The following is a 13943-nucleotide window of genomic DNA, read 5'->3' as shown; positions in this document are numbered from 1 at the left end:
CGGTCTTCCCATAAGTTTTGTAAATTAGAAGTAATGCATATTGTTTGCAACTTTTACAGTCGGTATTTCGGTAGAGTTGGTAAATTAGAAAAAGGTTTGTGGAAAAGGGAAGCAGATGGGGATTCGGCTAAAGTTTGTTATCTTTCTGATTTTGTTTGGCTTCGTGGTATTGGGAACATTAGTGTGGAGCAACCAATTAGTGTTGCACAAAACTATGTTGCATTATGTTGATCAGCGAGATCAACAGCGTTTGGAGCGTCTGAAAAATAATATCGAAGTTTATTTACAATATGAGCCGGTTACCGGTGTTCAAGATATCCCATTAACTGCTTGGCAGCGCCTGACATTTTATTCACACCGAATGGATTTTCAGCAAATGTCATCAATGGTTCCTCGTTTAATGGAACGTTTTAAGAATCGACGTGCTTTACCGCCTGCCGATGAGTTTGAAGCTAGGGTGAGTTTGTTAACGCCAGATGGGAAAGTGGTTTATGGTCCGACCTTGACAAAATCCTGCACGAAATTACCGATTATTGAAAATGGTCGTGAAATTGCTCAAATTGGTTATCACCCGCTTAGTGAATTACAGGAACAGACCGATATTGAATTTGCTGAATCGCAATTCAAGCTGTTAACCATCGGCGCGGTATTCATTACTTTTTTTGCGGTGATTCTTTTATGGCCGTTCGGAAATCATATTCTGACTCCGGTTCGACAGTTGAATAGAGCGGTACATCGTTTAGCGGGCGGAGATTTAAGTGTTCGTTTAGAAGCGAAGCGCAAGGATGAGTTAGGTGCACTGCAACGCGATTTTAATCATCTAGCGACAACTCTAGAAGCCGCTCAAACCAGCCGTAATCAATGGATTGCTGACATTTCTCATGAACTACGAACCCCTTTGACGGTGATTAATGGTTCTATTGAAGCAATGCATGACGGTATCCGTCCGCTAAATCAGGAGAATTTGCAGATTGTTCAGAAAGAAGTCGCTGTACTCCAGCGCTTGATCGAAGACTTATATCAACTAAGTCTAAGTGATGTTGGTGCTTTGCAATATTCAATGCAGTCGGTAGATCTGGCTGAAGTGGTCCAGCAAAGCATTGATGCCCTTGAAAATAAAGCGCGGCAAAAAAGTATTGTTATTGAAAGTGATATTCTTTGCGAATCATGGGTTTATGGTGATTCTAGCCGGTTGATGCAACTAGTAACGAATTTATTAAGCAACGCCTTAAATTACACCGATGCCATAGATCATCATGGTCAGCAAGGTAAGGTATTAATCGATTTACAGGCGCGAGGTGGTAAATATTGTTTGCGTATTGCCGATTCTTCTCCGGGGGTTACTGAACAGGAGTTGTCGCATTTAACAGATCGCTTTTACCGCACGGATCCTTCGCGTAACCGTCGTACTGGCGGCGCTGGCCTTGGTTTGGCAATGGTTTCGCAAATTGCTGCGGCGCATAATGCTAAGTTGACGATTCAGCATTCTCAGCTGGGTGGACTACAGGTGGAGATTGAATTTGACCAAGAGGAGCAGAAATGAACCAAGAAATGATTGTGATTGTAGAAGATGAACCGCAGATTGCGCAGTTGTTAATTGATTATCTGCAAGCTAGCGGCTATCAAACACAGCATTTTACTAATGGTCAAGGTGTTATTGAATGGGTCAAGAGGAATGCTGTCGGTTGCGTGTTATTAGATATTATGTTGCCTGAGGCAGATCGCTTTGGTGACGGTTTACAGTTGTGTCGCGAAATTCGGGAATTTAGTCAAGTACCAATTATGATGTTGACTGCGCGTGTCGAAGAAATTGACCGCATTCTCGGTCTGGAGCTAGGCGCGGATGATTATTTATGTAAACCTTTTAGTCCAAGAGAAGTTGTCGCCCGTGTTAAGGCGTTATTGCGTCGTAGCCGTTTAGTTCAATCTCCTACTCAAGAAAGCTCGCAATGGCACCTTGATGAAGGAACTTATCAAGTTCATTATCAACAGAATAACGTGCAAGTCTCGGCGGTAGAGTTTGCTATCTTGCGCACCTTATCACATTCACCAGGACGGATTTTTTCACGTGCGCAGTTGATTGATTCAATCTACAGTGATCATCGCGTGGTTTCTGATCGAACTATTGATAGTCATATTAAGAAATTGCGACAGAAACTCAGTACCGTTTTTGGCGAAAACGACTGGATACAGTCAGTTTACGGAGTTGGCTATAAGTTTGTGTTAGGGTCTGTTGAAAATTCGTAATTAGGTTCTGCCACAGCCATTTTTGCATCCAACAGGCGGAAATCGTGAGAAACACCCCAGAATGTCCTCTAGGCTGAAGCCAATTCACCTTGTAGTCCATTCTATTTGATCGAATTTTTAACACAGTTGGCGTGAAAATGGCAATGGTCCTTCGGGTTGTGCTTAAAAATCCCACACACTGCATTGCTCTTCGCTTATTTACGATACTAAGCTTCACTCAAACGAAGAACTCGACGCCTGAAGGGGTAAGTTGAGAAAGCGTCTTGATTGTCGAATTTTTAAACGACAACAGAATCAAATAGGAATTTGCAACAGACCCTAGCTGACTAAACTTGCACAAACTACCAAATTGCTTGCATAAATTTTGCACTTTCTTTTCGCACAATAGCAAACAAGCAGAAAGCCTGCTTAAGATTTCTTAAAGGAGAAAGGAAATGAAAAAGATTGCAACATTAATCGGTATTGCGGTACTAACTTCAGCAACCACTCTGGCCATTGCCGGGGGAGACTTCTGCCAGAAAAAATTTGATGGTCAAGGCCCTCAACATTCGCAAATGCAGAATAAATCGCATCATTGCGAGATGTCTCAAAAATATTCTGGAATGCACGCAGAGCGTCATTTTAAAGGACACGGAAAAATGTGTGGTTATCAAGGTAAGCATGCAATGATGGATAAAAATAGTAGTCCGGAAAAGCGCCAAGCGTTGATGCAATTAAAAGTTGAAAACAAAATTGAACGCATGACCAAAAGATTAGATTTAACCGCGGAACAGCAAAAGCAGGTTCGTGAAATCTTGCAAGATAATCAGCAACAAATGTTAAAACTACGTCAGCAACAGCGCGATGCAATTCATAAAATCTTAACGGAAGAGCAGCAAGCGAAAAAAGCGCAATTTGCTCATGGCCCTAGAGCTTAAATTCATTCATAAATCTTGTGCAAACGGCAGTGATCATTTGGATCACTGCCGTACCGTTATCATAATCCTTCACTAAGGAGTCGTCAGGTGGACACTTACGAGAAATTTAGCAAACAGACTTTATTTTTACACTGGATAGTTGCCATCGGTATGATTGGCATGCTTGCCAGTGGTGTTTATATGCACGAAAACGACGCCTATTCAGTCTATCCGTGGCATAAATCATTTGGCGTTCTAATTGTTGTTTTTGTTTTGTGGCGTATCTTCTGGCGAATTAAAAATGGCTGGCCGAAACCGGTTCAGAAATACAGTACCGCCGAGGTTGCATTGTCTAAAATCGTTCACTGGCTATTGATTCTCGGTACCATTCTTATGCCTGTTTCAGGAATGATGATGTCAGGGTTAGGTGGGCATGGCATCCCGTTGTTTGGCATTGAGTTACTGCCTAGAAACCCCGATGCGATTGATCCTAGCAAAGTCGTCCCGCTTAATGAAACTCTAGCTGGCTTGGGTAAAGCGTTACATGGTCTGGGTGGAAATTTATTAATTGCCGCCATTTTGTTGCATATTGCCGGTGCTCTCAAACATCACTTGATTGATAAAGACTTTACATTAAAACGAATGCTTGGCAAGCGGATTGAAAAATAGACGTCTTATCTGGATTTATAAAAGGCCGTATTGAATTTTCAATGCGGTTTTTTATTGAAACGACTGTGTGATTATTGATGCAGTGATATGCGATTAAAATTAAATGTTAGTTATCCCAAAAAACTTACATCATTTTTTCTAGAGGTATAGCCAGTTTTCGGCAAACTTGTAGGAATCTGCAAAAACGTCTCCTGCATTTCCTTAAGAAAGTCTACAGACTAACCGTTTGTTTTTGCTTTTGTTGGGCGCTAAGATGAAGAAAGTGCAACACGTTTCTTAAATATGGGAATCGCTTGAAGATTCACCATTCGATTAATTGTCTCATTTGAGGAAAAATCATGATTAGTTTAAAAATTTCTGAATTATTGAATAAGCAAGTTAACGCTGAGTTTTATGCATCGAATGTGTATTTGCAAATGTGTGCTTGGGCGGAAGACCAAGGCTTAGAAGGTGCGGCAGATTTTTTTCGTACTCATTCTCTGGAAGAGCGCGAACACATGGATAAAATTTTCAATTATATGGCGGAATGCGGAGCGCCGGTTACGATTGAAGCAATACCAAAAGCACCGCGTGAGTACAGTCATCTTATGGATGTGATTGAAGCGGCTTTTGAACATGAGAAGCATGTGACGGCAATGATTAAAAATATTGCTAAGACAGCGTTTGAAAGTGAAGACTACACAACGTTCAACTTTATTGAATGGTTCATTGCTGAACAGCATGAGGAAGAGGTTTTGTTCGGTAAAGTATTAGGGCGTGCGGAAATGCTTGATTTTACCGGCGAAAAAGGCCAGAAGTTAATGATTATGGATAATTATTTAAAGCAATTAGCTGCTGAGCATTAAGGTTGGCTATAAATTTGAATGTGGCTTGATAGGGATCGTTTTCCTTGCGATCTCTCGCTGATTTGAGTGGCCGTTTAATCTTCTAAGCCCGGCTCATATACGAAGTACTGATTATCTCCAAGACTTTTGGCATGTAGCATCGCCTTGTAAGATTTCCAGAGGAAATCATTTGCATCATCTTCATCTAAAAGATGCACGCTGGCACCAATAGCCGTTGAAATTAGATGCTGTTGGTTATTAATGTCGTAAGGAACCTTAAGAGAATTAATTAACGTGGAAAGTACTTGGTCTAAACGGTTATCTTTGTCATTCTCTAAAAGAATGACCATAAACTCATTGCTTTCCATTCTTGCCGCATAATCATTCCATTCGATTGCGGAGACAATCCGCTGTGAAACATGTTGCAGTAACAGGTTTTCCTGATTGTCAGTAAGACTCTGATCTTTACTTGCTTCTTCTTCAAGCGGACTAAAGCTTATCGACAGGATAGCGAAAGTTTGTTTGATCTTAGATGATCTAAATAATAAAGATCGCAAATAATTTACCGCGAAATCTTTATTAGGCAGGTTTGTGACGGTATCGAAAAACGCACGCTTGGTTTTTTGTTCGTTTTCTTGATGACTGAGTGTAATATCCGTTGAGATGCGAATGTAAAAGTTTTGTTGATAGAGTTCGTCAAAAAAACGAGTAATTTGCAACCATTCTGGATAAATTCGTCCCGATTTAGCCTTATGCCATATTTCGCCTTCCCAATACCCATAGATATCCAGGCATTTATGCAAGGAGTGATAAAACGCTTCAGAATGGCGTCCAGATAGCAATATATCGGTTTTTTGTCCGATTGCCTCCCTTGGCAGATAGCCGGTGATTTCTGAGAAACCATGATTGATACGTACAATGGTATCTTTTTCATCGGTAATAAGAATACCTTGCCGAGATTGCTCTGCGGCTGAATACAGTAAATGCGACATTTGACTACTGCTTTCTTGTGATGAAAGAGGGGTGGCAATGATGGCATAGATTCTAGACAGGCCATGGTTAGCAAAATTGGCGAGCTCTATCGAGTGAATGCGTAAACTAAAAGGTTTTCCGTTGGCCGAATCTAAGGTGATTTCTGCTTGCAAGCCAGAGCGTTTAACCTGAGCAAAGTGTTTAGAAAACAATTTTTGAGAGTCTAGACTGAATAGAGAATGGAGTTGTTTAGCTTTGCTTAAATAAGTTATAGGTTCAAAAAAAGCATCGGCGGCTTCATTTTTTTGCAGCACCTCAGTCAAATCGTTAATGATTAAAAGAGGTGTTTGCAATTGTGCGAAGAATCCTTCAAGCATTTCTTTTTGTAAGGACGGTTGCTGGCTTCTGGTCAAGAATGATTCTTTAAGAGATTTCTGTTCTTCCTCCATAAGCCGGCGCTTCAAGAAACCAATTTCCAGCCGGGCATTCTGCAGCTCTGCCAGCAAAGCGGAGCTTTCCGCTTTAATTAAGAAAAACTCATTCTCCGTGACCATAACTATCTAGCCGTTGGCATATAACGTTTTGAGTATTCATCTAGGGTAAAAATCTTGGCAATAAAGTTGGTTTTATCGTCAAGAGTCAACGCTTCTACCTTCATTTTAAATATTGTTCTTTCACCAGATTTTTTCTGAATCGTAACATCTTTCCACGTGCCCGCTTTTGTCTCGCTGTTGCTAGATAGATAATCTTCCATGCATTGGCTTGGTTGATCACTGCCTGGCTCAAGCATTAGCATGTCAATATTCTTGTACATAAATTCACTTGAGTGGAAGCCCGCAATATTCAAGGCTCGAACATTGGCATAAATGATAGTGCCTTGTTCATCCATTACGATTAAAGCGTAGTCCACATCATCGGCAACCATTTCGATAGACTTAAGATAAAGCGGTTCCTTGTTTAGCTCACTGAAGTCATACGGGTTCTCTAAAAACATAATCACTCCGGATATGTTTTGAGATTCTGTTTCGTAAGGGACTAAGCGAATCTTATAGGGTTTTGTTTTCAGAGTTGCTTGTAAAGTTTTAGTCTCTTTTAAAGACAGTACTTGCATCAATTCATTACGAAGATTTGGTAAATCTATATCCAAACCAATTGTGGTTACCGTTTGGTGGATGATATTCTCGCCAAGTTTTAACAGTTTTTTTGCAGCCTTGGTAAATCGCACGACCCTTAAGCGCGAGTCCAGCAAAATGACAACCTCACTCATGTTTTCGAGCATATTTTGCAAGTCGCTGTTTAGTTGCTCAAGTTCGTTGCCTTTAACTTCTAGCTCTTGGTTGGCTGTCGATAATTCTTCATTGGTTGACTGTAGCTCTTCGTTGGAGGTTTGCAATTCTTCGTTGGTTGATTGCAGCTCTTCATTTGAAGATTGCAATTCTTCATTGGTTGATTGAATTTCCTCGTTAATGGTTTCGAGCTCTTCAACCGTTGTTTGCAGTCGCTCTTTAAAAACTTGAATTTCGTTTTCTAAATTTCTCTGAGCTTCTCTGCGTTGCGGGTCCATTTCAGAAGGGTTGACGAAAAAGTTCTCGTCAACCACGGTAGGTAAAAATGCAACTAAATAGCCGAAGTTATCTTTATTTGGATCTTTATCTTTATTGTTTAGATCAACTTTTCTAACGTTGATAAACAGTAATTCGTGCTCTTTTCCTGAATAAAACAGTGATTGAGACGTTGCCGCGCCATGGATTTTGGCTTTAGACAAAAGCGAGCGTATATCCATCTTAATGTCGCCTTTTGCCAAATTTAAAATATTGACGTCTAGGCTACCTTGAGGGAGTTCTAAATACGCATAAATATCCCCCTTGATGTGCAGAACATTGCCATCTTTATCGATTAAGACGGTCGCAGGAATCACTTCTTCGAGTAATATTTTCTCTATGCGTGCCGAAATGGAGCGTTTCTCGCTCGGTATGGATACATTATTGTTCGGTTTCTCCACCACCGCTCGGGCATAGTTATTCGCGCTCTGAATTCTATCCAAAGTAGGGGATAAGCCATAACCTTTACGAATAAAAATCTGGCTTTTCTTTAGATAGCCGTCGAATAAGTGTGGCGCATTATTGAGTGCGGATTCCGATTTGCCCAAAAACAGGAAGCCATGTTTATTTAAGGCAAAATGGAATGTTTGTAAAACAATTTTTTGTAATTCATTTGAAAAGTAAATGAGTAGGTTTCTACAACTAATCAAATCGATCTTCGAGAAAGGCGGATCCATAATCACGTTTTGCCTAGCGAAGACCACTTTGTCGCGGATTACTTTGCTAATTTGATAGCGGTCTTCTCGCTGATGGAAAAAGGTCTCCAGGATTCTAGGATCTAATCCTTCAACTTGTGCTGCCGAATAAAGCCCTTTGCGAGCTTGGTTTAACGCAAGATCATCAATGTCCGAGGCAAATATCTGAAAAGGAATCGACAGTTGTTTCTGTAGCATCAGTTCATGTAGGATGATGGCAATGGAGTATGCTTCCTCGCCATTAGCACACCCAGGAACCCAAATACGAATATTCCCTTTGTCTTCCGTTCGGTCAACAATTTCTCCTAGTACCGTTCTTAAGTCATCAAAGGCATTTGGGTCACGGAAAAACTCGGTGACGGAAATTAAAAAATCTTTTGCTAAAGATTCAGCTTCAGATTGTTCTTTGTTCAATAACTTAATGTAATCTTCGATGTTCTTAAGACGGTGAAATGCCATTCTGCGAGCGATGCGGCGGTTGATTGTCTTATGCTTATAGCCGCTAAAATCGAGACCGGTTTTATCAAAGATACCTTTAAAGATTCTTTCCAAATGGCTTGACGGTTTTGGAAGAACGTCTTCAATCGGCGTCAATTCACTAGTAGAAATGAACTCATTGACTTTCTGTGCAATGCCTTCTGGCGATAAAACTAAGTCAGCAGCGCCTATTTCAATTGTTGCATCCGGCATACCGCGGTATTTAGCGGTTTTTGGATCTTGCGCAAAAACAGTGCCATTAGCGGCTTTGACGGCTAAAGCGCCTTGAGCGCCATCGGAGCCGGTGCCGGATAGAATGACGGCGATGGCTTTTTCACCGACGCCTGCGGCAAGAGATTGTAAAAAAACGTCAATAGAGGGTTTTGGGCCAACTGCGGCAGCGGGAGGAAGTGTAAGTTTGCCTTTATTGAACACGGCGTTACGGCCGGGACCGATGATGTAAATAGTCCCTTTCTGAGGCGTGATATCCTTAACTAAGAGCTCAACCGACATATCTGTGTTCGACTTAGCAAGTCTTTTAGGATCGTTGGATGTCTTGGGTCTAAATGTTGGGCGATAACAAAGTAGGTATCGGTCACTTTTTTAAAAGAATTTAGAAATTCATTTAAAGCCTCTAAGCCACCAGCAGACGACCCTAAAACGACCCAGAAAGATTCCGATTTACCCATGCTAATTTCAACCCTTGTAAGTGTTTGGACTTTTTTTAAGAATAACAGAAAATTTTACCTGATTGCAGGCTCATTAGGGCGGGTTTTATCGAAAAGGTTTGCTCAAATCATGATGTTAATAAAATGATCCATTTAGTATATAGATTGAATACCAGAATTGAGCATATAAGTTCTTTTAGGATTAGGTCACCAATTTGGTGGCCGTGCTGGTCATTAATATTTTTAAAGTAATCTAAATCCAATAAGATAATGGAAAATGGATAGCCATGGCGTGCAAACTGTTCTGCATTGTCATCTAAGATATTGTTTAGACGAAGCCGGTTTGCAAGGCCGGTTAAATTATCTCGTTCCGAGAGTTGTTTGAGTTTAATTTTGTCGTCAATATTTTTATAAAACGCAGTGTATCCAATCCAAGTTTTGTCTTCATCGTAGCGAGGGACAATAGTCGAGTGATACCAGTGTAGTTCTCCATTACAGGTTTTATCCAAGATTTCGGATTCAAATGGTTTTTCGCTCGATATAGTTGTCCAGAGTTCTTTATAAAATTCTTGCGTCGTTTCTCCAGAACTTAGCATATTGAAATTTTTACCTTGTAGTTCTTCAGGTTTGCAACGAAATTCTTGGCAAAAGGCGTTACTTGCATACTCAATTTCGCCATTGAAGCTGACAAAAGCAAAGGCTACATTATCGTCTAACATTTTCCAGTTCTGTTTACGGATTTTTAATTCTCTGTCTAAACGTTCTTGGAGTGTATAGGCCTCAATTTGGCTGGCTACTCTCGCTTGAAGTTCGTCGGGTTTAAATGGTTTTCGAATGTAATCTTTAGCGCCAAACTGAAAGCCCTGTTTGACGTCTTCTTGATGTTGTTTTGCGGTCAGAAAAATAATAGGGATATTTTTGGTTAATGGATTGGAGTGAATTCTCTGAGCAACCTCAAAGCCGTCCATCTCCGGCATCATAATGTCTAACAAAACTAAGTCCGGCAACTGCTCATTGGTGGTTTCAATGGCCTTTTTTCCATCGGTTGCGACTAATAGTTCGTAACTTTCTTCTAGCGCTTTAGCGGCAACATGGATATTTGTTGGCTCGTCATCAACAACTAAGACTTTGGGTTTATTTACATTTGTTATCTGCTTCATCCAACCCTCGACGCTATGTGATTTGTAAGGTTTGAGATTTTGCTTTAAATTCCGGTGCGAAGTTAATTGGGCTAGGGTCTGTTGAAAATTTTCAGCAGTAACAGAATCAAATATGAATTATCAACCGACTCTAATGTCGTAGGCCGTACTTCGTTGATTTTTACTCTATACGATTGCTGTCAAAAAGTGAAAGCGAAGCGTGTTAACAAAGGGCATAAATGGCTTTTGTTTGCATAAAGTTGTTTATAGTTAATTTTTACCTAATCTAGGCCGCTAGTTGGAATGAGTCCTGATAGTGTTGTATAGGTTCTAATGTTTTTTATGCTCGGAATTAGGGAAGCGCAGAATAAAGTCCCTATTGACTTCAGCGAGGAGTTTGAAGAGATAAATCCTAGGCAGCGTTTGAGAAGCATAGCCTTAGCTATGGTTGAGAACGCTAACAACGAAGTGACTCTTCAAAACCTCGCCCAAACGAAGAACTCGATGCCCGAAGGGGTAAGTCGGGACAGGGGCTTTGTAAAATTTGTCTAAGCGGTGTTATCTGTTTTTGCCAGGTCCAGACATGACCGCAAACAGATGCCTTGCTTAGCCTAAATTTTACTTTGCCTGAAGTCATTTGGACTTGTTCTGCGTTTCCTTAGCTAAGTGATTAGAGTTTTTTCTATGCTTTACTTAGATTCGGGCAAGGTCAGCTTTTTATTCGCCATTGAAAAGGCTTGGTATGAAAAATCAAACGGATTCGCGTTTTCATAATTCTCTTTTGTTAGCCGCTTTCGGATTTCTGATCATTTTTAGTTTCATTGCCACGGACTACTATTTTAATTATGACAGTGCCAAAGTAAGCGCTCTTGAAAATGCGAGTCCGAAGTCTTATGAGCGTGAGAAGCGCTTTCAGCGGTTTTTAACGTTATTAGGACAGCAGCTCCATTCAATCAGAAATTTCCCCGATTTTTCGAATTTTCTCGAAGGCAAGGTCAGTAAAGATCACGCAGAAAATTATTTCCTTAATATTGCGCAGACCCAAGGAAATATTATGCAGCTGCGTTATTTGGATGCCAGCGGCCATGAAAGGATTCGTGTTGATCAATTGGCGGCTAATACATTTAAAACCTTCAAAATTAAAGATTTACAAGATAAATCTCATCGCGATTATTTTATTGAAGGAAAAACCAAACCGATTGACCAAGTTTGGTACTCAAAAGTCGATTTAAATATTGAGCAGGGGGTGGTGGAAGTTCCGTTTAAACCAACTCTTAGAGTCATTATGCCGCTTGGAAAAGACGGGCAATTTAATGGCATGCTAGTGATGAACGTCTATATGCAAGGGTTTATTGACGAGCTAATGCGTATGCCGCTTTATTCCCCTGTTTTGTTAAACGCTGATGGAGAGATTCTTTGGCATTCTGATGCTGAACTAAATTGGTCTGCTTACCAACAGAAGCCTTTTACCATTTTTAAATTCTATCCGCAGTTAACGAGCGTGTTAGATAAATCGAAACCATATAAGGACAGCGATCGATTTGTGCGCAGGCTCGATCTGCCTTTGGCTCAAGATTTATATCTCTGGTTTGAAGTGAATCCCGTCTACCTTCAGGCAGAAAGGGTTCGCTATCAACAATCACTTACTGTGGTGAGCGCATTTGTTGCCCTGTTTACTTTTTTGGCAATTCTCTTCTTTAGTAAGCTTAATGCGCGTCTTTATGATCAGGTGCTACGCTCTAAAGCTCAATTTGAAGCGATGTTTAAAAAGCACTCAGCGGTTATGTTGTTAATTGATCCCGACAATGGCGATATTAAAGAAGCGAATACCAGTGCTTGCAAATTTTACGGTTATTCTCCAGAGCAATTCAGCAAAAAGAATATTCAATCACTGAATGAAATAGATCAAGCGAATTTGCCAGAAACGCTAAGCAAGCTCCAAGGCGCTGGCACTGAACCTTATCACTTTGTCCATCGTTTAAGCAATGGTGAATATCGTGATGTTGACGTCGATGCCAGTTTGATTGATACGGAGGATGGCAATTTAATCTTTGAAATTATTAAGGATGTTACTCAAGAGAAGAAAAACAAAGCCAACTTAAAAGAGATTTTAAGCCGGATGGCATTGGCAAGTGAGGTAGCAAACTTTGGGGTTTGGCAGTGGAATTATGAGAGTGGCGAACTGGTTTGGGACAAACAGATGCACCGGATTTATGGTGTTCCTGAATCTCAAGAAGTTGACCGCTATCAGCAATGGCATGATGCGGTCCACTCGGACGATATTGCCTCTGCGGAAGAGAAAATTAACTTAGCTGCGAAGGGTGACGTTGATTTTATGACGGAATTCCGCATTATTCGGCCAAGCGGTGAAGTTCGTACTATTCTGGCCGTTGGTCGGAGTCAGCGAGATGAGCAGGGCGTGCCGACTAGTATGGTCGGCATTAATATGGATATTACCAAGCAGAAATTGCTCGAAATACAGGCTCGTCAGGAAAGAAGTTTTGCCGATACGATTATCGATCATGCACCGATGATCATTGCATTAGTTAATAGCAAAGGGGTCATGGTTCGCCTTAATCATTATGGGGAAAAATTTGTCGGTTTTACTCAAGAGGAAGTGTCGAAAGAGGCGTATTTTTGGTCGAGATTTATCCCGAAAAGTCTTCGTTCTAAGGTTACCGAATTTGTACAGTCGGCACAGTCTGGTCAGTTACCTCCGAAATTCATCAACCCTTGGATTGGTAAAGACGGTCATGAGAGAACGTTTGAGTGGACTAATTTATCGCTCAATGATGAGGCTTCCAATGGTAATTACATTCTCGCCATTGGTGTTGATATTTCTGAGGAAGAGGCGATAAAAGAAAATCTTCTGGTTTCTGTTAAAAATGCAGAACAATCCAATAACTTGAAATCCGAGTTCTTGGCAAATATGAGCCATGAAATTCGTACCCCGTTAAATGGCATTATTGGTTTGACCAATTTAATGTTGAAAACGCCGCTTAACCTTCAACAGCGTGATTATATTGAGCAGTCATTACAATCTTCTAAAACGCTTTTGCGTATTCTTAACGATATTCTGGATTATTCTAAAATAGAAGCGAACCGACTAGATTTAGACGTTCAAGCTTTCAGTTTAGAACAAATTTTACAGAATTCGATCAGTCTATTTTCTTACGCAGCCAATCAAAAAGGCTTGGAGTTACACATTGATCTTTCAACCGATCTCTATATCTCTATGTTGGGTGACTCTTTACGGATTGAGCAAATTTTCAATAATCTTTTGGGAAATGCGATTAAGTTCACTAACGAAGGTGATATTACTATTCAGGCTTTTGCCCGTTCGGTCACTGAGAGTGATGCGGAAATTGAATTTCGGGTGATGGATACGGGGATCGGTATTCCAGAAGAAAAAGTCCAGCATTTATTCGAAGCATTTAATCAGGCTGATACCTCTTATACACGGAAGTACGGAGGTACTGGCTTAGGGTTAAGTATTACCAAACGTCTTGTAGAAATGATGGGCGGGGAACTTTGGGTTGAAAGTGTTGAAGGAGAAGGAAGTACTTTCGGTTTTACGCTGAAATTTAAACTTGCTCCTAAAAAAGGCCGGGCACTTGATCTTGAAATGTTTAAAAACCTGCGATTTTTAGTTGTTGATGAGGTAATCCCCCCGAAAAATAAACGCAGTTAAAAGTAGAATTTTCTCGTAATCTACACGCAGGAGATTCTGCATGAAAAAATCAAAATTCAGTGAT

9 protein-coding genes and 1 pseudogene are annotated in these 13943 nt (G+C 40.6%); 6 read left to right on the top strand and 4 right to left on the bottom strand.

The window, feature by feature from the left end:
- Positions 1–199: 199 nt before the first annotated feature.
- The 5 genes from J3998_RS11020 to J3998_RS11000 all read left to right on the top strand — a co-directional run bounded on the left by J3998_RS11020 (position 200) and on the right by J3998_RS11000 (position 4657).
- The gene (locus tag J3998_RS11020) at positions 200–1543 is read left to right on the top strand and encodes an ATP-binding protein (protein ID WP_208150723.1); all 1344 of its coding nucleotides are present in this window, start codon (positions 200–202) and stop codon (positions 1541–1543) included.
- Positions 1540–2247 carry a response regulator gene (locus J3998_RS11015; RefSeq protein ID WP_208150722.1) on the top strand — a complete coding sequence of 236 codons (708 nt, stop codon included), beginning with the start codon at positions 1540–1542 and terminating at the stop codon, positions 2245–2247. The genes J3998_RS11020 and J3998_RS11015 overlap by 4 nt, the downstream gene beginning before the upstream one ends.
- A 434-nt stretch (positions 2248–2681) precedes the next feature.
- Positions 2682–3164 (top strand): hypothetical protein, encoded by a 483-nt coding sequence (locus J3998_RS11010; RefSeq protein WP_208150721.1) that lies wholly within the window; start codon positions 2682–2684, stop codon positions 3162–3164.
- Positions 3165–3251: 87 nt separating this feature from the next.
- A complete protein-coding gene (locus J3998_RS11005; protein WP_341829267.1) occupies positions 3252–3812 on the top strand; it encodes a cytochrome b in 561 nt (186 codons plus the stop codon).
- Positions 3813–4150: 338 nt separating this feature from the next.
- Positions 4151–4657: a ferritin gene (locus J3998_RS11000; RefSeq protein WP_208150720.1), complete on the top strand. Its 507-nt coding sequence runs from the start codon at positions 4151–4153 to the stop codon at positions 4655–4657.
- 74 nt (positions 4658–4731) lie between these two features.
- Here J3998_RS11000 and J3998_RS10995 read toward each other — a convergent pair whose 3' ends face one another.
- The 4 genes and pseudogenes from J3998_RS10995 to J3998_RS10980 all read right to left on the bottom strand — a co-directional run bounded on the left by J3998_RS10995 (position 4732) and on the right by J3998_RS10980 (position 10209).
- Positions 4732–6114 (bottom strand): sensor domain-containing diguanylate cyclase, encoded by a 1383-nt coding sequence (locus tag J3998_RS10995; RefSeq protein WP_208150719.1) that lies wholly within the window; start codon positions 6112–6114, stop codon positions 4732–4734.
- Between the two features lie 50 nt (positions 6115–6164).
- On the bottom strand, positions 6165–8594 hold the full coding sequence (locus J3998_RS10990) for a CheR family methyltransferase (protein ID WP_341829268.1): 2430 nt from the start codon (positions 8592–8594) through the stop codon (positions 6165–6167).
- A pseudogene (locus J3998_RS13515) lies at positions 8586–9070 on the bottom strand (chemotaxis protein CheB); the annotation flags it as partial. The pseudogene J3998_RS13515 and the gene J3998_RS10990, both read right to left, overlap by 9 nt.
- Before the next feature lie 107 nt (positions 9071–9177).
- Positions 9178–10209 (bottom strand): response regulator, encoded by a 1032-nt coding sequence (locus tag J3998_RS10980; protein ID WP_208150716.1) that lies wholly within the window; start codon positions 10207–10209, stop codon positions 9178–9180.
- A 721-nt stretch (positions 10210–10930) separates the two neighbouring features.
- Between J3998_RS10980 and J3998_RS10975 the strand changes: the two genes are divergently transcribed.
- On the top strand, positions 10931–13879 hold the full coding sequence (locus J3998_RS10975; protein WP_425086095.1) for a PAS domain S-box protein: 2949 nt from the start codon (positions 10931–10933) through the stop codon (positions 13877–13879).
- Positions 13880–13943 lie beyond the last annotated feature (64 nt).

It is taken from the genome of Thiomicrorhabdus marina (genome assembly GCF_017571465.1).
GTDB lineage: Bacteria > Pseudomonadota > Gammaproteobacteria > Thiomicrospirales > Thiomicrospiraceae > Thiomicrorhabdus > Thiomicrorhabdus marina.
The sequence above is the reverse complement of the archived record's forward strand: the minus strand, read 5'-3'. Positions and strand labels throughout refer to the sequence as shown.